Origin of the sequence: Synechococcus sp. H70.2 (assembly GCF_047462275.1) — a bacterium.
Classification (GTDB): domain Bacteria; phylum Cyanobacteriota; class Cyanobacteriia; order Thermostichales; family Thermostichaceae; genus Thermostichus.
In genome coordinates, this window is sequence record NZ_JANSIU010000001.1 from 59,375 (window position 1) to 79,707 (window position 20,333).

The following is a 20,333-nucleotide window of genomic DNA, read 5'->3' on the forward strand; positions in this document are numbered from 1 at the left end:
CCAGCCCCCACAACCCCCCCAACCAAAAAGCCGAGCCGGCTAGATGCAGCCCCAAGAGGGCCATCGTCCCTGCTGGATACTCGCTAGTGAGGGCATGGCCGATGGGCAAAAACGAGCCAATCACCGCCATCGACCCCAATCCGCTGGCCCAGCCAGGGCCGCCCTCGCAGGCCCAGATCAGGATCCCCAGCCCCACCAGCCGCAGCCCCGTGCCCCAACCATAGGGAGAGGCCAGCACGCTCAGCAGCTCCGGCCCGGCAAAGTGGGGGTAGAGCTGGGCCAGGTGCAAACTCAAAGCCACCAGCGTCAGGCTGAGGGTGAGCCAGGCAGCCGCAAAAGCCCAGGCCTCGGCAGAGAGCTCTATTTCCTCTGCAGCGCCCGACCGCCCCCGCAGCAGCCGCCACCCACCCAGCACGCCCACCACAAACAGGCTGCCCAGGTAGATCCCCCAGCGCACTCCCACCAGCGGCCAATAGAAGGGATCCCCCGCTTGGGCTGCCCTTGCCGCTGGCAACAGCTCCGGATCCGCCGTCCCCACCTGAAAGGCAAACGAACCACTTACCGGATGGGAATCGGCAGAGATGGCCCGCCAACTGACGATGTAAACCCCCTCCGGGATCTCCGCCGGCAAATCCCCCTGCGGTGCGTTGCCCGTGCTAACCAAGTTTTCCAGGGGTAGCACCTGGCCGTTGCCGTCCAAAACCTGGAGCTGCGTGAGCTGCACAGGTTCATTGAAGACCAGCCGCACCCGCGCCGGCGCTTCCTGCAGGATTGCTCCATCTTCGGGAAAGGTGGAGAGCAAGCTGGCATGGGCAAAAACGGGCTGGATCCCGCCCACCCACAGCAGGGTGCCCAGGAGACCCACCCGAATCCAGAAGAGGATCCCTTTTTGCAAAAAAGACATGATTCCAGCGGCAACCCGGCTAGCGAGCGCCATGGCCGTGGCCGTGGGTCCCTCCTTTGTCCGTCAGCTTCAGCAGCGGCGCCGGCTCTGGCAGGTTTTTGGGATCCTCCCCCGGCTGCGCCACCTGGATCCAGCGGTACATGCCTTGTTCACACTCCTGGATGACCGGGATGGGGATAGTCTCGCCGGGGCGATCCGGCAGCCTGAGGATGAGGCTGAACTCATCCATGAACTCATCCGGCAGGGATCCGCCGCTCCAGATCACCTCGGCCACTGTTTCGGTGATCATCTTCCCGTGGGACTCGTAGGGCTTATCCAGGGGCTTTTTCACCGTCTCAATTTTCCAGAGGGGGTGCACCATCGGCTTCACCGAGGTGGCCCCTTCCGGGATCTGCACCCGCAGGCGAATGGTTGGGGAGCCATCGCAGCCATGGGGCACGCGGAAGGTGAGCTTGGCAACGCTGCCCGCCGGGGCCTCTTTGGGATGGACAGTCACATGGGCCCAAGCAGAAGAAAGGGGCACAACGCTCATTCCCAGGGCCAGCAGAGATTTCTTGGCCAAGGCCAGGTAACTGTGCCAACTGAACATTGTAAATACTCCTTAACAACGCTAGGTGGAAAGGGAACTAGGCAGGATCCGGCCAACAAAAGCTAAGGATGGTGATGGGAGCCGTGGGATTCGGTCACGCTCATGCTGTGCTGACCCCAACTGGAGAGGCCCATGGACACCAGGCCGGCGCTGGCCAAGCCCATCGACACCAGCCCAAAGGAGAGGGCGCCCATGGCTACCAGGCCAATGGAGAGAATGCCGTGGGTCACCACGCCAATGGCCACCACTCCATGGGCGGAGATGCCGACGGCCACCAGCCCATGGGCCCCTATGCCAACTGACAGGAGCCGGCGGCGGGATCCCTGCCCTTCCGCCAAGCTTTGGGTTAGTAAGGCGGGGTTCTGAGCACCTTCTTTTCCCATCAGCCCTTGCTCCAGTTGTGCTCAGCGCGATCCAGAACGTAGGCGGCCACCGCCTCGATCTCTTCTGGCTTGAGGAGCTTGCCAAAAGCAGGCATGGCCCCTTTGCCGTTGCGCACCTGGGCTTGGATGAGCTCAGGCGTATCGACGTGGTACTCGTGCAGGGCAGCTAGGGAGAGATTTTTGGCCGGCACTATAGAGTTGCGCCCGTTGAGATGACAGCCCACACATTTGGCCTGAAAAACCTTGGCTCCCAAGGCCAAGTCTGGCTCTGCAGAAGCCACTTGTGGACTCCAAAAGAGGGTAGAGATGGCCAACAAAAGCCCTATAAAAAAAGGCTTGACAATTTGCATTTTCATCTTAGGCATTGACCAAAAACCAGCCTTCAAGGCATGCTCATTATCCCAGGCCCCTTGAGCCCCGTCAAAAGACGGCCTGTCGAGTTTCCCCCGCCTACCTTGAGGTTCGGATCCCTCCAAACCATGAGCGGTCTGCCCCCCGAGTTCATTCAACTGGTGCTCCAAAGGGCCGATATTGTCGAGGTGGTGGCCGAAAAGGTGGTGCTGCACAAGCGGGGCAAGAATTTCGTCGGCCTCTGTCCTTTCCACAACGACCACAAGCCCAGCTTTCAGGTCAGCCCCAGCAAGCAGATCTACAAGTGCTTCGCCTGTGGGGCAGGGGGAGATGTGATTCGCTTTGTCATGCAGACCGAGCATCTTTCCTTTGCCGACGCCGTGCGCCACCTGGCCCAGCGCTACCACCTGCCCCTGCCGGAGCCAAAGGGATCCCTGTCCCAGGACTACGAGCGCCAACTCTCCCACCGGGAAAAGCTGCTGGAGATTTTGGCCCTGGCTGCCGATTTCTATCGGCATGCTCTCCGCTCCCAGGTGGGAGCTGCAGCCCGCGAGTATTTGCACAGCCGGCGCCTAAGCGAAGAGACTTGGCAAAAGTTTCAAATTGGCTTTGCTCCCCCTGGGTGGCAGTCGCTCTACGAATACCTGGTTAACCAGAAGGGCCAGCCGGTCAAGCTCCTGGAAGAAGCCGGCTTGCTGGTGCCGCGCCAGCAGGGATCTGGCCACTACGACCGCTTTCGCAACCGCATCATGCTGCCCATTTTTGATCCCCAGGGGCGGGTAATTGGCTTTGCCGGCAGAGCCTTGGGAGAGGAGCAGCCCAAGTACCTCAACTCCCCGGAAACGGAGCTCTTTAACAAGAGCCAGGTGGTCTACGGCCTTAACTTTGCCCGCGACGCCATTGCCAAGGCCGACCAAGTCTTGGTAGTGGAGGGCTACTTCGATGTCATCGCCCTACACCAAGCCGGGATTGCCTATGCTGTAGCCGCCATGGGCACGGCCCTGACGCCGCAGCAGGTCAAGGCCTTGCTGCGCTATACGCAGTCTAAGCGGCTCATTCTCAACTTCGATGCCGACCCCGCCGGGTTCAACGCCGCCAACCGGGCTATCGCAGCCATTGAAGAGCAGGCGCGGCGGGGGGAAATTGAGCTGCGCATCCTCACCCTCCCCGCTGGGAAAGATGCCGACGAGTTCCTGCGGCAGCACCCCGCTTCCCAATTGGAGGCCCTGCTGGCTCAGGCTCCCCTATGGCTGGATTGGCAGATTGAGCAGGTGCTGGCCGGTCGAGATCTCAGCCAAGCTGCCGATTTCCAGCAGGCCTATCAGGCGCTGGTGCACTTGTTGGCTGGCTTGGGCGGACAGTGGCGCTCTCTGTACATTCACAAGGTGGCAGAATTGCTTAGCCGCGGCAACGCCCGCCTTAGCCGCGACCTGGAAGAGGATCTGCGCCGTGCCGTACGCCAGCACCGCTGGGCTCAACCCCAGCCACTTTCTGCCAACAAGGGATCCAAACTGTTGCAAGCAGAGTCCCACCTTCTGCAGATCTTCTTGCATTTTGCCGAGTACCGCCGCGAGATCCGCCACACCTTGCTGGAGCGAGAGCTGCAATTTAGCTTCCGTCCCCACCGGGAGTTGTGGCAGCGGATCTTGGAGCTACTGGCAGTGCAACCGGAGCTGGAAGAGCAGGGAGAGGCTCTGCTGACGGCTTTGCGCACCCTCTGCGCCCAAGACGATGAGCTCAACGAGCGCCTTAGCCACCTGCTCTGGCTGGATGAAACAACCCGTATTGCCCTGATGCGCCCCCAGCTGGTGGTGCGCGCCGCCTTGGCCAACATGGAGCTGGAGATTCGCCAAAAGCGCTACCGCTACTGGACCCAGCTTTGGGATCAAGCCTTTTCCGAGGGCAACACCGCCCTTGCTGCCCAGTACCAGGCCAGTATTCAACAGGAATATCAAGCCATTCGGGCCTTGCAGCGCCAAGTCCAACTGAGCCTGGAAGACCTGCTGGAGACACCGCCGGCTGAGGAGGGGTCTTGAGCAAGGAGGGAGGATTCTTTTGCCCCTATCCCTGAGGGAGAGGGGCAGCGGCTGAGAACCCAGCAAAGCGCGCTGGTGAGAGACTGGGAAGCCACTCATCGGCCTGTCCGTAGGCCTGCTGGGCAAAGCGGCGGGCCAAGGCTGGCACAATGGCCAAGGGGTTGCTGAAGCCGGAAAAGAGTTGCAGCCCTTCCCAGCCGGGCAGGGATCCCACCAGAGGGTGGTGATCGCTGCTAAAGGCCACTAAGCAGTGGCGCCAGCGCCCGGGCAAGTGAGCTACTGCCGGCAAGTAGCGCTCTGCTTGGGAGCGGATTTGCGCTTCGCTAGCGGCGGCATCCACCTCGGCCTGGGGATCCGTCAGCACCCGACTGATCTGGCCCAGGCGAAGGCTGCCGTCTAGAAATTGCAGGATCCCGACATCCAAAATCGGCGGGCAGATCTCCTGCCCCGGCTTGTCCCAGAGGGGATCCCGGTCGGGGTGGCCGGCTTGCCGCTCCAGCTCCAGGCGCTGCACGGGCGCACTCATGACAATGGTTCTCAACCGCACCTCTGCAGGCTCCAGCTCAAGGGATTCGGCGTGGGTGAAGTAGATAGGGGCCCAGATCCCGGCCTGGCGCAACAGAGCCCGCGTCCAGCCGCCGGCGCACACCACCACCTGGGCTGCCCCATAGCAGCCTGTAGGGGTCTCCACCCCCGTGATCCGCTGCCCCTGCCGCCGCAAGCCGGTTACGGTTTGCAAAAGCAGGGATCCCCCCAGGCGTTGGAAAGCCTTCTGAAAAGCCAGCGTCGTCAGCCAGGGATGAATGTGGCCATGTCGCGCCCAGAGCACGCCCTCCAGGGCCACCGGATTCAAGAGGGGCTCCAGCTCACAGGCCGTCTCCACGGAAATGCGCTGGGGTGGGATGCGACAGTCAGCCAGATCCGCCTCCACGCTTTCCACGGAGTAGCCAGGAGCAATCAGCAGGAGCAGATCCAGCTCGCGAAATTGCAGATCCGCCTCCAGCTCCTCTGAGAGAGTGCGGTAACGGTGGATCCCTTCCTCCCCCAGGGCTTTGAGGAGGGGGGTTTTCCCCGCCCAATGGGCCAGGCCACCGTAGCTGTAGCGAGTGGCACTGGGCGGCAGCGCCTCCTTTTCAATTAGAAGAACGGATCCCCCCTGGCGGGTCAACTCATAGCTTAGGGCCGCCCCTGTGATCCCGCCCCCGATGACGATCCAGTCGTAGTTGGCCATGCCTGTTGCGCTCCTCGAAGGCCATAGCTCCTGGCTGGCGTCAACCCGCAGAGAGGGGTGTAAGGTGCCTACCCCAAGACCTGCCACTGCTGCACCCTTGGCAGGAACAAATAGGCAGGGAGAGATCCCTGCCTCGCGGGTATGAGCTGCCTCAAGCTTTTTTAGGACTCCTGCGCCAGCCGCGCATAAAACAGGCCCTGAACGCGAACGGTGCGAGGTTTCAGTGCCCCCTGCTCGGTGCTAGATTGCTGAATGCTCACAAAGGAGCCACCTATTTCTCCGCTGCTGGGATCCACGCGAGCAATGCGCAGCGACATTTTCCCCTGGGAGATCTCGTCCACCTTGCGGTTGGCAGCAAAGTCCTCCTTAGCTGCCTGCAGCCCTACAGCCGTGTCGTAGCCAGTGCTGGAGCCGCGCCCCCGCGAGTCGAGGAAGCTGCTGGTACGGTAGCCAGGCACCAAGAACTCTCCTTCAAAGTCCGTTGAGGGATCGATGGCGGATCCTGGAGCGGTAGCCACCAAGTCTTTCACGCTAAACAAAAAGGGCACCCGCTCGCCGCGGGGTAACTGACCGGTGGTCGGCTGAAAAGTGATCCCATCCACCACTTTGAGCTCCAACCCGCCGTCTTTAGGGGTGACTTCCGCCTTAATCGGTCCCAGCGTGGCCGCCGAGATCATAATGTTTTTGGCCTTGATAAACTCTTTTTCCCCGTTCCGTTTTTCTTCTTCCACCTCAATTTGCACTGGCTGGAAGCAGACATCGGTTAGCTTTAGGGATCCCCCCTTGGGCACCTCAATGCGGCCGCGGGCATCGTCCGAGACCGAAGGGCAAATGGCCGCCTTGCCCGTGTTGCGGATCTGGTCGTAGGTTAGAGGAGCCTTGGCCGCCTCAGCCCGAAAGGCGAAGACGCTCAGACAGAGGGCCAACAGGATGGCGAGTAGGGGACGGTACCGCATAATCAACCTCGAAAAACCTGTTTTGAATCTGCTGGGGCAATTAAACCAATGCCCCCATTGTACGCAATCCTGACATCCTCCCAGCCCTGACCCTACGAGTACAGGGGCTCTTTCCTCCTTCCTCCCGTTGACTTGCCTGCTCGCGTCAGGGGGACGGAGTTCTGTCGGTAGGGTTTGCAACCCTCAACCCGATGCTGACCTCCAGAAGGGAGCAGAAGGGCGGTCTGTCTTCCCCGCAAACCCTCAAGCCTTCCTAGGGCTGTCCGAAGGGCGGGGCGGAAAAGAGTCGCTCACCAGCTTTAGTGTCGGGGGAGTGTCAATACCCCGTCTGCTCTGGGGACAGGAGCCCGGTATCCACTGGGGCAGAGGAAGAGACAAAAGCCTTGTCGTCAGGCACCTGCCTAGGGGGTAGTTCACGGCTAGCCAACTGCTAGTACAGAGCCCAGCCAGCGCTCCCGGATCTGAGCCACCAACTCGCCAATGGGCTGCTGGTTAACCCGGTAGCTGGTGGGATGGGCAATCAGGCGGGCTGTGCTCTCGAAGAGACAGTCCCGTTCCACCAGGCCATTTTCCCGCAGGGTACGTCCGGTGGCTACTAAGTCCACGATGGCATCAGCCATGCCAACAAGGGGAGCCAGCTCCACCGAGCCAGAGAGGGAGATGAGCTCCACCGGCAAGTCCAGGCGGTCGAAATACTCGCGGGCGCAGCGGACAAACTTGGAAGCTACCCGGGCATAGGGAGGCAACTGGGCCGCTGAGGTGTAGGGGCTGTCTTGGGGAAGAGCCACCGCCATGCGGCAGTAGCCAAACTTTAAATCCAACAGGTGGGCTACCTCCGCTTTCCTGCCGGCGTAGCGCTCCCGCAGGACATCGTAGCCGACAATCCCCAGTTGGGCCTGGCCGTACTCCACGTACACTGGCACGTCCTGGTTGCGCACCAGCAGCGCCGCGTAGCGCTGTCCCTTGAATTGGGTGGGGGATTCAATGCGCAAGAGGCGATTGGCCGGATCCAGAAAGCGGCTGAAGTCGATCCCTACCTGCTGCAAACAGCGGATAGCATCGGCTAGCAAAGCTCCCTTGGCTAGGGCAATGGTAATTGGCTGGCCATCTGGAGGGCAATCTCGGCAGTCGCGAGGCTGAGCCGGCTTGAGCTCTGAAGCTGTCGACATGAGGGTTCTGGCGCTGCCCCACTGCAACCATCCTAACGAATTCCCTGGGCCATTACTGGATCTAAACTTTGCCTTGCTCCCGCAACTGGGCAAGAGCACGACACAGCCCTGGGACAGCCTCTGCTGGCCAGAAGCCTTCGCCGCGCCGGCCCTGATGCAACTGTAGGTAAAGATCCCAGGCAGTGGGGCTGCCACTGGCAATCAAAGTTAGCCAGGGGAAAGTTCGCTCCAGAGTGATGCTCTCTTCTGCCATCAGTTGGGAGGCTATGGCTTCCATATCCTGCTGCAGGCAGTACACCCCCTGCCCAAAAGCTTGCCACTCTTCTTGAGTTAGCTCCAGCGCCCACGTTTCTCCCCCCACCAGGGCCACAAACGGGGATCGCGCCGGATCCCAGCCCAGTCGCCAGCCGGCTCCCTTGCGCAGAGGAGGGGGGGTAGAGGGGAAAAAAGCATCCATACAGGGGTAGGCCAAAGAGATGCAGGTAGAATCAACGGGGTGCGTTATCAGCATAAAGCGTCCATGCCCAGTTACCAACCTCCCCCCACCCAGCCTCGGCCCCCCTTGCAGAGTACGCTCATTTCTGGCTTGGGTGTGCTGCTGGCGGCTTTGGCGTTTCGCGCTGCCGGCGCCCCTCCTGGAAAGACTTGGGCGACGGTGGTTACCCCGCAGAACCCGATTTTACGGGTGGGCATCCTGCAGCACTTTGGTCGTTCTGAGAAGGATCAGGTGGAGTTGGCGGCACCAACTGGGTCGCTGCTGACGCTGGAATTTCCCCAGGCCGACGGCAGCACACAAACGCAGCGCACCCCGCGAGTAACCGTTGGGATCGTCAACCGCGCCTTAGCCCATCCAGAAACCGTTTACCGCCTTATCCTCAGCAGTCACAAAAGTTTTGAGAGCGCCGAGGCCAGCGCCAACTATTGGCAGGCTCTAGGGATCCGCACTGAGATTGCTCAGCCCCAGGAATGGCAGGTGTGGGCCAGCCGCGCCTACACTCCCCAACAACTGCTCCAGATTCAACAATATGCGCAAGCAAAAGAGATCCCCCAGGTGCGGCTGGAGGTGCAACAGCGGCGCCAGCAGCCACAGCTGAGCTGGGTGCATGGTTACTTTCGCTACCACCGCACCCGGCTTCGGGTAACCTCGGATGCCGGCTATCTGCAGGTGAACGACCGCTACTATGCTGGCTCGATTACCATTCAGCCTAACGCCTACGGCAGCTACACCGTGGTCAACGCCGTGCCCTTGGAAACCTATTTGCGGGGGGTGGTGCCCCATGAGGTAGGGCCGGGGGCTCCCTTTGCTGCCATGGCCGCCCAGGCCATCTTGGCGCGCACCTACGCCCTCAAGAACCTGCACCGCTTTCAGATTGACGACTACCACCTCTGTGCCAACACCCACTGCCAGGTTTACAAGGGGCTGACGGGAACCCACCCGCGGGCTGACGAGGCCATTCGCCAGACCACCGGTTTGGTACTTACCTACAATGGCGAGCTGGTGGATGCCGTCTATTCCTCTGCCAATGGCGGCATCTCCGCGGGCTTTGAAGAGGTGTGGGACGGTGAGCCCCGCCCTTACTTGCGCCCTCGCGCCGACATTGCCCCCCAGGCGGAGCTGGTCTTTGACTTGCGGCAAGAAGACAACTTGCAGGCCTTTCTGAGGCGGCGGGAGGGTTTCAATGAAGCAGGGGTATCCCCCCTTTTCCGCTGGGAGTTCTCCCAATCCCTGGCTGAGCTAAACGCCCAACTGCGGGCTAACCAAGACTATCTGGGGATCCCCCTGCCTGAATGGACCACCATCCAGAGGCTACAGGTTCTGGAGCGCTCGGTCAGTGGTCGGGTGCAGGCGCTGCGGGTGGACTTGCAGACGCCCCAAGGGCCTTACTCGCTGGTTTTGCGCAAGGATCAGGTGCGCCTGGCCTTTCCCCGCCTCTACAGCACCCTATTCCGCATCGAGCCCCTCAACCAGGGCCAGCAGCTGACGGGCTACCGCTTTATCGGCGGCGGTTTTGGCCATGGGGTGGGGCTGAGTCAGTACGGCGCCTACACCTTGGCCCGGCAGGGGTTGAATGCGGCCCAGATCCTCGCTTTCTACTACCCCGGCACGACCCTGGCCAGTCTGGGATCTCTTTCCCTACCCCTCCCCGAGGCTTTGCTAGCTTTGGACAATGACCAGGAGCACTTCTTGCCCACCTACCAGAAATAGGGTTCGCAATAATGGCAGCAGAACAGCAGGAAGAGCATGCCAGCTATTCTCCGCTTCCGGATCTCGCAGGGCAGGGGATCCCAGAAGCGCTGGAGCCAGCTCGAACGAGGGAGCTGGAGCCCTCTGCCCTCCCGACTGCCCCAGCAGGGTTTAAGTCAGGGTTTGCAGCGCTCATTGGACGGCCCAATGTGGGCAAGTCCACCCTCATGAACGCCCTGGTGGGCCAGAAGATTGCCATCACCTCCCCCGTGGCTCAGACCACCCGCAACCGCCTGCGCGGGATCCTTACCTTGCCCCAAGCCCAGATCATCTGGGTGGATACTCCCGGCATCCACAAGCCCCACCACCGCCTGGGGGAGATCTTGGTGCACAACGCCCAGGCTGCCATTGGGAGCGTGGATGTCGTCCTCTTTGTGGTGGATGGCTCGGTGCCGGCAGGGCGGGGAGATGCTTTTATCGCCGAGCGGATCCCTGCTGCTACCCCCTGCATCCTTGTCTGCAACAAAGCCGATCTCCTGCCCAAAGACGCGGCCAGGCGCCAGGCTCACCAGGAGAGCTACCAAGCCCTGCGGCCCGACGCCCCCGTCGTCTGGGTGTCGGCGTTGGATCCCAGCAGTTTGGCGCCCCTCATCCAGGCTACTGTTGACCTGCTGCCCCCCGGGCCCTATTACTATCCGCCCAACCTGGTAACCGATCAACCAGAGCGATTCATCATGGCGGAGCTTATCCGGGAACAGGTGCTACTGCACACCCGCGAGGAGGTGCCCCACTCGGTAGCCGTGACCATTGACCAGGTGGAAGAAACCCCCACCGTTACCCGTATCCTAGCCACCCTCTACGTGGAGCGGGACTCGCAAAAAGGGATCCTCATCGGCAAGGGAGGAGAAAGGCTCAAGCAGATTGGCCAGGCCGCCCGCCTCCAGATTCAAAAGCTCATTGCCGGCAAGGTATACCTGGAGCTCTTTGTCAAGGTCCAGCCCCACTGGCGGCGCTCCGAGCACCTGCTGCGCAACTTCGGCTATCGGCTGGAGTCCTAGGGGTGCAAGAGGGTCCCGCAGGCGATGATAGTGATGGTAAAGTTATAGGCTGAGGCTGACGACCATGCTGCGACTGTACGGGATCCCCACCTCCGGCAATTGCTACAAAGTGGAGCTGCTCCTCAGGCAGTTGGGGATCCCTTACGAGACGGTTGAGGTCAATTCCAGAACTGGAGAAAATCGCCGCCCCGAGTACCTGGCCAAGAATCCCCTGGGCCAGATCCCGGCCTTGGAGCTGGAAGATGGCACGGTCTTGGCCGAGTCGGCGGCAATCTTGGTTTACCTAGCAGAAGACACCCCCCTCTACGGCCAAACGCGGCTGGAGCGGGCTGAGATCTTGAAATGGCTCCTTTTTGAACAGACCCGCATTGCCCGCTACATTGCCACCACTCGCTTCCTAGTGCGGACTGGACAAGCCGAGGCCAACGCCGAGCTGATTGCCCAGAACCGGAAACTTGGCACGGAGGCTTTGGAGATCATGGAAGGCCATCTGCGGGGGAAAGCGTTCTTCGTGGGTAACCGCTACACGATTGCAGATCTGGCCCTTTTTACCTACACCCATGTGGCTGAGCAGGGTGGCTTCGACCTCAAACCCTTCCCCAACATCCGCGCCTGGTGTGAGCGGGTGCAAGCCACCGAGCGCTTCTTCCCTCTCCCGGGTGCCTAGAACTCCCTAGGCAGCGGACCCTACCTCCCCCTGGGGGGCCGACCGAGTTGGATCTTGCTTCCGAGCCTCTCCCTGAAGCTGCAGCAAGGGCGCCAGTGCCATTGGAGAGCGCAGGTTACCCCCTTGGAGCTACCGGGAGTTGGCGGGCCTTAGCGCCCCTTGAGCTCCCGCTGGATTTCCCGCCGCGTCTCCCGTTCCTTAATGGCTCGCCGCTTGTCGTGGAGCTTTTTGCCGCGGGCCACGCCCAGGTGGGCCTTGATCCAGCCGCGGTTAAGCACCAGCCGCAGGGGAACCACAGTCAGGCCCTTCTGCTCCACCAAGCCCCGCAGGCGGTCGATCTCACGGCGGTGCAATAGCAGCTTGCGGCGGCGGGTGGGATCGTGGTTGAGTTCCTTGCTGGTAGTTCCGTGGGGGGCAATATGCAGGTTGTGCAGCCAGGCCTCGCCATCGCGAAAGAGCGCAAAGGCGTCCTGGAGATTGGCTTTGCCGGCTCGGATGGATTTCACCTCTGTGCCGGTTAGCTGGAGCCCGGCTTCGTAGGTCTCCAAGATCTCGTACTCAAAGCGGGCGCGGCGGTTTTCCACTAGAGTTTTGACGTTGGCATCCACAGCCATAAGCCTTGTTTGCGGTTTGCTCAAGAGAAAAAAGCTGTTGTCTTGCCGCTGTGGAGTCCTAGGGGGAGGCCAGGGATCCCTCTAGCTTGCGCACTTCCTGGCCCACCCGCCGCTCGGACTTGCCGCGCCAGATAAAGCGGAGGGGAGTGCCGGTGAAGTCCAAGTTTTGCCGGAAGTGCTTTTCCAGGTAGCGGCGGTAGTTTTCTTTGAAGAGATCGGGATCGTTGACAAAGAGGAGGAAAGTAGGGGGCCGCTCCCCTATTTGAGTGCCGTAGTAGATCCTACCCTGCCTGCCCTGGCGGTTGGCGGGGGGTGACTGCCAGGCAAGGGCATCCTGCAGCACCTCGTTAACCACAGAGGTGGGGATGCGTTTGCGATGGGCGGCTACCGCCGTGTTGACCTCGGCAAAGATCTTGTGGGTGCGCTGCCCCGTGAGGGCGCTGACAAACAACAGGGGTGCCCAGTCAATGAAATAAAGCCGCTCGCGGATCTCGCGGGTGTACTCGTTAATGGTGTAAGTATCTTTGTTTTCCACCGCGTCCCACTTGTTGACAACGATGATGCAGGCGCGGCCTTCTTCCTCAATGCGGCCAGCTAGCCGCTGATCCTGCTCGGTTACCCCCTCCAGGGCGTCAATGACCAGCAGCACCACATCCGAGCGCCGGATGGCTTTGAAGGCGCGGTTGATGCTGAAAAACTCCACCCCATATTCCACCCGGCTTTTCCTGCGGATCCCGGCCGTGTCGATGAGGCGATAGCTCTGCCCCTCCCACTCCACCAGAGTGTCGATGGCATCGCGGGTGGTGCCAGCAATGGGGCTGACGATGGCCCGCTCGGATCCCACCAGGCGGTTGAGCAGGCTGGACTTACCCACATTGGGCCGGCCGACAATGGCTACAGCAATGGGCTCTGCTTCACCGGCAGCTTCCTCTCCTTCCGGCAGATGAGGCAGCACCGCCTCCAGTACCTCTGCCACTCCGTTGCCGTGGATGGCGGAACAGGGGATCGGTTCCCCCAGCCCCAGCTCCCAAAAAGCTGCCGCCTGGGCCAGGCCCAGTTGCCCTGACTCGCACTTGTTGACAGCCACCACCACCGGCAGGGGTTGTTTGCGCAGCCAATCGGCCAATTCTTTGTCAGCAGGAGTTAGCCCCTCGCGGCCATCCACCACGAAGATGACGGCATGGGCCTCGGCCATTGCCAGCATGGCCTGCTGGCGGATGTGGGGCAGAAACTCACTGTCGTCGCCAAAAACCAGCCCGCCTGTGTCCACCACCCGCAGGCGGCGCCCATTCCACTCCACCTCTTGGTAGAGGCGATCCCGCGTTATGCCGGGCTCGTCGTGGATAATGGCCGCCCGCGTCCCTGCCAGGCGGTTGACGAGACTGGATTTGCCCACGTTGGGGCGACCCACAACGGCAACTACAGGTAGGGGCACGACTCCAATCGCCAAAAGGCCAAAGCTCGATCTCCATCCTAGCCGTTGGTTTTCTTGCTGCCCAAGGCTAGCTCTGCTCTGCATTGCCTTGGGAGCAGCTCTGGCGATAAGCTGTGCAGTTAACCCCAAGTCAGCCCCCTCTGGACTGGTTTTATGAACCTTGCCCCCGCCCAACGCCTACGCAAGCTGCCTGCCTATGTCTTTGCCCGTCTGGATGAGCTGAAGGCCCGCGCCCGCCAGCAGGGGTTGGATTTGATCGATCTGGGCATGGGCAACCCCGATGGCCCCACTCCCCAGCCGGTGGTGGAGGCGGCCCAGGCGGCCATTGCCGATCCTGTCCACCACGGCTACCCTCCCTTTGAGGGCACGGCCAGCTTCCGCCAGGCAATTGCTGAGTGGTACTGGCGCCGCTATGGAGTGGAGCTGGATCCCAATGGAGAGGTGCTGCCTCTTTTGGGATCCAAAGAGGGCCTGACCCACCTGGCCTTGGCCTATGTGGATCCGGGGGATCTGGTGCTGGTGCCCAGCCCCGCCTACCCGGCCCATTTTCGCGGCCCCATGATTGCCGGCGGGCAGATCTACCCGCTGCTGCTGCGCCCCGAAAAGGGGTGGCTCATTGACCTGCAGGAGATCCCGCCGGAGGTGGCCAAGCAGGCGCGGGTGCTTTACTTCAACTACCCCAACAACCCAACGGCGGCGGTGGCGCCCCGCTCGTTTTTTGAAGAAGTGGTGGCCTTTGCCCACCGCTATGAGCTCATTCTGGTGCACGACCTGTGCTACGCGGAGCTGGCCTTTGACGGCTATCGGCCCACCAGCCTGCTGCAGATCCCTGGCGCCAAGGACTTGGCCGTGGAGTTCCACACCCTCTCCAAGACCTACAACATGGCTGGCTGGCGGGTAGGCTTTGTGGTGGGCAACCGCCAGATCATCCAGAGCCTGCGCACCCTGAAAACCAACCTCGACTACGGCATTTTTGGCGCACTGCAAAAGGCGGCCGAGACGGCTTTGGCCCTGCCAGAGAGCTACCTACAGCAGGTGCAGGAGCGCTACCGCCGCCGGCGCGACTATCTCATTGGCCGCCTGGCGGAGCTGGGCTGGCAGATTGAGCCGCCGCGGGCAACAATGTACCTCTGGATCCCGACCCCCCGCACTGCCGATGGCACTCCCGAGGGATCGACGGAGTTTGCCCTGCGGGTGCTGGAATCTACGGGCGTGGTCGTAACCCCTGGCAGCGCCTTTGGGGAAGGGGGGGAAGGCTATGTGCGAATTAGCCTGATTGCCGATTGCCAGCGCTTGGGCCAGGCCATCGACCGCTGGGCGGAAGCCGGGATCCGCTACCTCACCTCCAGCTAGGGAGAGGGGAGTTGGTACTGCTCTACAATGCGCCGGGCAAAGGGAGGGACATGCTGCTCCAGCTTGTGGGGGTAGTGGCGGCGCAGGTAGAGATAGTTGCGGACAAAGTGGGAATCAATGGAAAAGCGGGCATATTCCAGGCCACGGGGCCCAAAGCGCTGGATTGCTGCCCCCAGGATCCGAGCCAGCCACATGGGCAAGCTCAGGGCTTGCTCGTAGGCTTGGATCCCCTGCTGCACTGCTGCCCGCCGGGATCCCTGCGAGATCACCGGTTGGGTTTCCAGCTCTTCCCAAACCAGATCCAAGAGCTCCCGCCCGCGCCAGTTGCGCACCAGCAGCCACTGCCAGCCAAAGGGGGATCCCATGTAGCCCACCACCAGATCTGCCAGGCCGTTGACGTAGTCGAAACAGGTAAGGCAAGAGGGGGCAAACACATCTTTTAGTTCCTTGGTTTTGAGGCCGAAAAAAGGCACCTTTTCCACCGAGCCGTCTTCGTGTTTGAAGTGGATGTGGAAGTCCTGCATGAACTCGTAGTGCACCACCGTTTGCGGGGAGCGGCTGGTGGTTTCCAAAAACTTCTGCAGGCCGGCGCGGCTGACATTGTCCACACAGGGCGTGCCCAGCACGTAAAGCCTCTCTAGGCCCAGCTTTTTCTCCACCGCCCGCAAAGCCTGGATCTGACAGCCCACCCCGATAACCAAGAGGCGCTTGAGACCACTTTGCTCCACCTGCTCCAGGACGGAGAGATTGGGGGATAGGGTTGGCTTGTTAACCCGCGCCGCCAAGACCGCCTCCGGAGTACGCGCCAAGACAGGCCGCGGCTGAAAGCGATCCTGGGGATCCGCCTGCACGCACACCACCCCTTCTACTAGGCCGCTGCTGAGGGCCTTCATGCCGATGCTGCTGACGATGCCCGTCCACTGGGCACCCGGGATTGGATCCCGCCTGCGGGCCGTGTACATTGCCTCATAGACGCCAAAGTAGTCGCTGTCGCTAACGGCAGTCGACTCCGAGCGCAGCGACTCGCGGGATTGCCCGTGGGTTTGCTCTTCCAGGCGGGTAAACTGCTGGTTTAAGAAGGCACAGGCTTCTTTGACGTAGGCGACATAGCGGGTATCGCAGAGGCCGCACTGGCTGCACAGCTCTTTGGCCGGATAGTGGCCGGAGCGGATGGGTCGGGCCGGACGCGGGAAACGGGATCCCATGGGGTCTAGATCGTAGTGGACAGAGGCACCCTGACCGGTTACCTCACTTTATTAGTTTGCTGCCAAAACGACAGACAAGGGCAGAAAAGTTGCCCCGGACAGCAGAGAAGTCCTCTCGGTAGCCCCTCAGCCCCTGCCCAAACCACTTTCGAGGGCCCAGCGGGCCAGCTCGGTGCGGTTGTGCAGGCCAGTTTTGGCCAGCATGTTGCTGACATGGCTTTCGACGGTGCGCTGGCTCACCCCCATCACCTCGGCAATCTCGCGGTTGGACATCCCTCTAGCCACATACTGGAGCACCTTGGTTTCCGTGGGGGTCAGCTCAATTTCCCGATCCAGCTTGATGACCGGCTGAATGCCGACACTTCGCATTTGCAACAGGCGCTCCGTGTGTTTGAGGACGGCTTCCACCTGGGCCACCAGCTCTTCCGCTTCAAAGGGTTTGACCAGGTAGGCGTCTGCCCCCGTATTGAGCCCGCGCACCCGATCGGTCGTTTGCCCGCGCGCCGACAGAAAAATGACCGGGATCCAATCCGTGGTGCTATCAGAGCGAATGGTCTGGACAAAGGTGTAGCCATCCATCTCCGGCATCATCACATCGCAGACAATGAGATCCGGAGTCCAGTGGCGCATTATTTCCAGCGCTTCCCGTCCATTGCTGGCTGCCACCACCTCGTAGCCCCTAAACTCCAGGTAATCCTTCACCAGGAGGATGAGATTGGGATCATCATCAACAATTAGTAGGCGCTTTGGGCTGTTCACGGCTAACCTCGTCGTTGCCAACAAGCCTAGGGGACTAGCTAGATAAATTTCCGGGGATGGGGAGACCGCCAATCTCCGGTCAAGGCTCTACCTTGCTGCTGCTGGTCCTCACTGGCTTGGTAGCTTTCCTTAGAAATATCACAGGCAATACGCAAACAGCAGCCCACTCTAACGATCCCGCAATAACTGGGAGGAGCTGCTTTGTTCAAAGTTGCGTGGCGGGTTTTTCCCATGGCCAGGGGAGAGGGAGCTGGGAGAGAATGTTGACAGCAGCAAGCATGATGGGTAGAGAGGGTGGAAAAGGGTACGCTGGTAGAGTTCCGCCACAATAACGAGCGGCTATTGGCGGTAGTTCAGGGCACAGAAGGCAAAAAGAATCTCCTCCTGGAGGTGCCCTCAGGGCAGGTTTATAGCGTTCACCCCCGCCAAATTACGTTTGCCCTCAACGGCAATTCCAGCTTTACGGTTTCCGATATCCCCAGCTTCTGGCAGGCGGTACAGGCCAAGCTGGATCCCGAAAGCTTGGCTCTGGCTTGGGAATTGGTTCAGGAGGAGCGCCGGCCCCTGAGCCTGTCGGAGATGGCGCAGCTGTTGTTTTCTGACGATTCCCCAGTCTCCACCTATGCTGCCTACCGCCTCTTGAGCGAGGATTACATCTACTTCAAGGCAAAGGGGGAGGGCTACGAGCCGCGCCCGCCGGCGCAGGTGAAGGAAATCCTCCACCAAATTGCTGTTACCCAGCAGCGGCAGCAGGAGCAGGCCGAGTTTGAGGCCCGCCTAAGGGCAGCGGTGGCCCAGCCTGGGCAAAAGTACACTTGGACCCCAGCGGAACGAGCTCGTCTGGAGCTGCTGGAGCGCCTAGCGCTGCAGGGAGCGGCAGCTAGCATTCGCAACTATGAGGATCTTTCCCACAACCTTACCCCCTCGGATCGCGAGCGGGCCTCCCACCTGCTGCGGCTACTGGGATTCCCCGACACGCCGCAGGGGGCTTTTGAGGCTTTGGTGGCTTTGGGCCTGTGGAGCCGCCACGAGAACCTGGCCTTGCGCCTCACCGGGATCCCCACCCAGTTTCCTAAGGAGGTGGAGCGCTACACCCAAACTTTGCTGGGCGGCCCTCCTCCCTTCCTGGATCCCCATCTGCGGCGGGATCTCACCCATCTCCACACCTACACCATTGACGACGCCAGCACCCGCGATATCGACGATGCCCTCAGTGTTGAGTTTTGGTCGGAGGAGGAGATCAAGCTCTGGATCCACATTGCCGATCCCAGTTGCTGGGTGCAGTGGGGGGATCCTCTGGATCTAGAGGCCCGCCGGCGGGGTACCAGTGTCTATTTGCCCGAGCGGGTGATCCCGATGTTTCCACCGGAGCTGTCCACCGGCCTAATGAGCTTGGTGCAGGGGGAGGTGCGGCCTGCCCTCAGCTTCGGCATCTGGCTGGGATGCGACGGTGCCGTGCGCAACTACGAGATCTGCCTTAGCCAAATCCAGGTCAACTACCGCCTCACCTACGACGATGCCGACGAGATGCTGGAGTTGGGGGCAGAGGCCCAATTGACGGCCATTGCGCGGGCAGCCCAGTGGCGCTACGCCTGGCGGATGGCTCAAGGGGCCATCCAGATCGGCCTGCCGGAGCAGGACATTAAGGTCATTGACGAGACCCCCCACCTGCGCGTTATCGAGGATACGCCGGCGCGGCAGATGGTGGCGGAGATGATGGTGCTGGCCGGCGAGGTGGCCGCTCGCTTTGCTTGCCAAAATGGGATCCCAGTGCCCTATCGCCTGCAGCCGGCTCCTGAGCTCCCCCCGCCGGAGGTTTTGGATCTGTATCCCCAGGGGCCGGTGAGATCCTTTGCCATCATGCGCTGTCTATCGCGGGCAGAGGTGGCCACCCAACCGGGGCGACATACGGGGCTGGGTCTCGATGCCTACTGTCAAGTAACTTCCCCCATTCGCCGCTACCTGGATCTGGTGGCCCACTACCAGATCAAGGCTTTTTTGCGGGGGGATCCCTTGCCCTTGACCGAAGCCGAGGTGCAGCAGTTGTTGCTGGCCATTGAGCCGGGCACTGCAGAAGCGGTTCAAGTGGAGCGCAAGTCCAAGCGCTACTGGAGCATCGAGTACCTCCGCCAGCGACCGGGGCAGATTTGGCGGGCCTTGGTCTTGGGCTATCTGCGGGAGGAGGAAAACCTCGTCATGGCTCTGCTGGAGGAGATTGCCTTTCGGGTGCCGGTGCGCCTAGAACGCCAGGTTCCTCCGGCAACTTGGATTGAACTGGAAGTCGTGCAGGCAGATCCCCGCGCCGATGTGATTGAGTTACGGGAGGTGAGGGACTTTGTTCCTTGACCTGTTGCTCACGTCAAAGGGGCAAGCAGCTGATACAACAGAGGGAGATCCTCCCTGTTCTTCAGGAGAAATTCCATGACCCCGCGGCCTTCCGGTCCGCCGCCAATTGTCTACATCTTCTTGATTGCCCTCTTGGGGGGTGGTGGCTGGTACGCCTATCGCTCCGGCCTATTGGACTCCTTCCTAACTCGAGGGAACGTGCCTTCTGTCCCCGGCCAGATGCCGGCTGCCCAGCCCCAAGCCCCGACAGCACCCAACCTTCCCCAGGCGCAAGCCCCCAATCTGCCTGCCAGCTCGGTTAACCTGGATACTTCCCTGCCCAACCCGGCGGTGCTGCAGATGGATGGCAGTGTCACCATGGTGCGCCTTGTCTTGGCCTTGAAGGCGGGCTACAGCCAGCGCAACCCTGGTATTCCCATTACCTACGGGATCCCCGATGGCAAGCCCAATGGCTCTAATGCCGGCCTCAAGGCCCTCATGGAAGGCCGCATCCAGCTTGCTGCCAGCTCTCGTCCCCTCAATGCCAGCGAGGTGCAGGCGGGTTTGCAGGCGATCCCGGTGGCCAAAGATGCCCTGGCGGTGGCGGTGGGGGTAAACAACCCTTACAAGGGCGGCCTGACGCTGCAGCAGTTGGCCGATATCTTCCAGGCCCGGATCACCAACTGGAGCCAGGTGGGGGGGCCGGATCGCCGGATTCGTGTTCTTAACCGCGCCCCCCAGAGCGGCACCTACACTGTCTTCCAGGAGCTGGTGCTGCTGGGGCTGCCCTTTGCCCCCGACAACCCGCCCTACTTCACCACCGCCACCCAAGATGTCACCACTCCGCTTCTGCGAGCTTTGGGGGAAGATGGCATCACCTACAGCACTGTGGATCAGGTGCAGAACCAGCAAACGGTAAGGATGGTGCCCATTGATGGCCAAATGCCCACTCGCGAGGCCATTCAAAGTGGCCGCTACCCGCTGGCTCGCAACGTATTTTTGGTGGTGCCGCCAAAAACCAGCCCCGTGGTGGCTGACTTCATCAACTACGCCCTCTCCGACCAAGGCCAACAAATTATTGGCCGCACCGAGTTCATCCCCCTGCGCTAGCTA

General features: G+C 61.3%; 19 protein-coding genes. 7 read left to right on the forward strand and 12 right to left on the reverse strand.

Annotation, left to right across the window (positions count from 1 at the left end; genetic code table 11):
- The 4 genes from NW822_RS00275 to NW822_RS00290 all read right to left on the reverse strand — a co-directional run.
- The coding region (locus tag NW822_RS00275; protein ID WP_414403126.1) for a copper resistance protein CopC at positions 1-937 on the reverse strand (937 nt) is incomplete at its 3' end.
- Positions 924-1,493, reverse strand: coding sequence for a YcnI family protein (locus tag NW822_RS00280; RefSeq protein WP_414359575.1), 570 nt, complete (start codon positions 1,491-1,493; stop codon positions 924-926). The genes NW822_RS00275 and NW822_RS00280, both read right to left, overlap by 14 nt.
- Before the next feature lie 62 nt (positions 1,494-1,555).
- Positions 1,556-1,876: a hypothetical protein gene (locus tag NW822_RS00285; protein WP_414359573.1), complete on the reverse strand. Its 321-nt coding sequence runs from the start codon at positions 1,874-1,876 to the stop codon at positions 1,556-1,558.
- Entirely contained in the window at positions 1,876-2,157 is a 282-nt protein-coding gene (locus NW822_RS00290) for a c-type cytochrome (protein WP_414359572.1), read from the reverse strand. Before NW822_RS00290 ends, NW822_RS00285 begins: the two co-directional genes overlap by 1 nt.
- A 198-nt stretch (positions 2,158-2,355) precedes the next feature.
- Here NW822_RS00290 and dnaG point away from each other — a divergent pair, with 198 nt between their 5' ends.
- On the forward strand, positions 2,356-4,263 hold the full coding sequence (gene dnaG, locus NW822_RS00295; RefSeq protein WP_414403127.1) for a DNA primase: 1,908 nt from the start codon (positions 2,356-2,358) through the stop codon (positions 4,261-4,263).
- A gap of 25 nt (positions 4,264-4,288) precedes the next feature.
- On the opposite strand, the gene NW822_RS00300 is transcribed toward dnaG, so the two are convergent.
- The 4 genes from NW822_RS00300 to NW822_RS00315 form a co-directional block, all read right to left on the reverse strand.
- On the reverse strand, positions 4,289-5,494 hold the full coding sequence (locus NW822_RS00300) for an NAD(P)/FAD-dependent oxidoreductase (RefSeq protein WP_414403128.1): 1,206 nt from the start codon (positions 5,492-5,494) through the stop codon (positions 4,289-4,291).
- Positions 5,495-5,655: 161 nt separating this feature from the next.
- Entirely contained in the window at positions 5,656-6,450 is a 795-nt protein-coding gene (locus NW822_RS00305) for a photosystem II manganese-stabilizing polypeptide (RefSeq protein ID WP_414403129.1), read from the reverse strand.
- Between the two features lie 419 nt (positions 6,451-6,869).
- The gene (hisG, locus tag NW822_RS00310; protein WP_414359566.1) at positions 6,870-7,619 is read right to left on the reverse strand and encodes an ATP phosphoribosyltransferase; all 750 of its coding nucleotides are present in this window, start codon (positions 7,617-7,619) and stop codon (positions 6,870-6,872) included.
- Positions 7,620-7,680: 61 nt separating this feature from the next.
- Positions 7,681-8,076 carry a DUF1818 family protein gene (locus NW822_RS00315; RefSeq protein ID WP_414403130.1) on the reverse strand — a complete coding sequence of 132 codons (396 nt, stop codon included), beginning with the start codon at positions 8,074-8,076 and terminating at the stop codon, positions 7,681-7,683.
- 63 nt (positions 8,077-8,139) lie between these two features.
- Here NW822_RS00315 and NW822_RS00320 point away from each other — a divergent pair, with 63 nt between their 5' ends.
- The 3 genes from NW822_RS00320 to NW822_RS00330 all read left to right on the forward strand — a co-directional run bounded on the left by NW822_RS00320 (position 8,140) and on the right by NW822_RS00330 (position 11,529).
- Positions 8,140-9,825, forward strand: a complete 1,686-nt coding sequence (locus NW822_RS00320; protein WP_414403131.1) for a SpoIID/LytB domain-containing protein — start codon at positions 8,140-8,142, stop codon at positions 9,823-9,825.
- An 11-nt stretch (positions 9,826-9,836) separates the two neighbouring features.
- Positions 9,837-10,862, forward strand: a complete 1,026-nt coding sequence (gene era / locus NW822_RS00325) for a GTPase Era (RefSeq protein WP_414403132.1) — start codon at positions 9,837-9,839, stop codon at positions 10,860-10,862.
- A gap of 64 nt (positions 10,863-10,926) precedes the next feature.
- The gene (locus tag NW822_RS00330; protein ID WP_414403133.1) at positions 10,927-11,529 is read left to right on the forward strand and encodes a glutathione S-transferase family protein; all 603 of its coding nucleotides are present in this window, start codon (positions 10,927-10,929) and stop codon (positions 11,527-11,529) included.
- 149 nt (positions 11,530-11,678) lie between these two features.
- On the opposite strand, the gene smpB is transcribed toward NW822_RS00330, so the two are convergent.
- A complete protein-coding gene (smpB, locus tag NW822_RS00335) occupies positions 11,679-12,143 on the reverse strand; it encodes an SsrA-binding protein SmpB (RefSeq protein ID WP_414403134.1) in 465 nt (154 codons plus the stop codon).
- A 58-nt stretch (positions 12,144-12,201) separates the two neighbouring features.
- Positions 12,202-13,578 carry a ribosome biogenesis GTPase Der gene (gene der, locus NW822_RS00340; RefSeq protein ID WP_414403135.1) on the reverse strand — a complete coding sequence of 459 codons (1,377 nt, stop codon included), beginning with the start codon at positions 13,576-13,578 and terminating at the stop codon, positions 12,202-12,204.
- 153 nt (positions 13,579-13,731) lie between these two features.
- Here der and NW822_RS00345 point away from each other — a divergent pair, with 153 nt between their 5' ends.
- Entirely contained in the window at positions 13,732-14,931 is a 1,200-nt protein-coding gene (locus NW822_RS00345; RefSeq protein WP_414403136.1) for an aspartate aminotransferase, read from the forward strand.
- On the opposite strand, the gene NW822_RS00350 is transcribed toward NW822_RS00345, so the two are convergent.
- Both NW822_RS00350 and NW822_RS00355 read right to left on the reverse strand, forming a co-directional pair.
- Entirely contained in the window at positions 14,928-16,136 is a 1,209-nt protein-coding gene (locus tag NW822_RS00350; RefSeq protein ID WP_414403137.1) for a Coenzyme F420 hydrogenase/dehydrogenase, beta subunit C-terminal domain, read from the reverse strand. The two genes, NW822_RS00345 and NW822_RS00350, sit on opposite strands and share 4 nt — an antisense overlap.
- Positions 16,137-16,262: 126 nt before the next feature.
- The gene (locus NW822_RS00355; protein WP_414403138.1) at positions 16,263-16,895 is read right to left on the reverse strand and encodes a response regulator transcription factor; all 633 of its coding nucleotides are present in this window, start codon (positions 16,893-16,895) and stop codon (positions 16,263-16,265) included.
- A gap of 294 nt (positions 16,896-17,189) precedes the next feature.
- On the opposite strand from NW822_RS00355, the gene NW822_RS00360 reads away from it, so the two are divergent.
- Both NW822_RS00360 and NW822_RS00365 read left to right on the forward strand, forming a co-directional pair.
- Positions 17,190-19,241: a ribonuclease catalytic domain-containing protein gene (locus NW822_RS00360; RefSeq protein WP_414359550.1), complete on the forward strand. Its 2,052-nt coding sequence runs from the start codon at positions 17,190-17,192 to the stop codon at positions 19,239-19,241.
- A 75-nt stretch (positions 19,242-19,316) separates the two neighbouring features.
- Positions 19,317-20,330 (forward strand): phosphate ABC transporter substrate-binding protein, encoded by a 1,014-nt coding sequence (locus NW822_RS00365; protein ID WP_414403139.1) that lies wholly within the window; start codon positions 19,317-19,319, stop codon positions 20,328-20,330.
- The last annotated feature ends 3 nt before the right edge of the window (positions 20,331-20,333 follow it).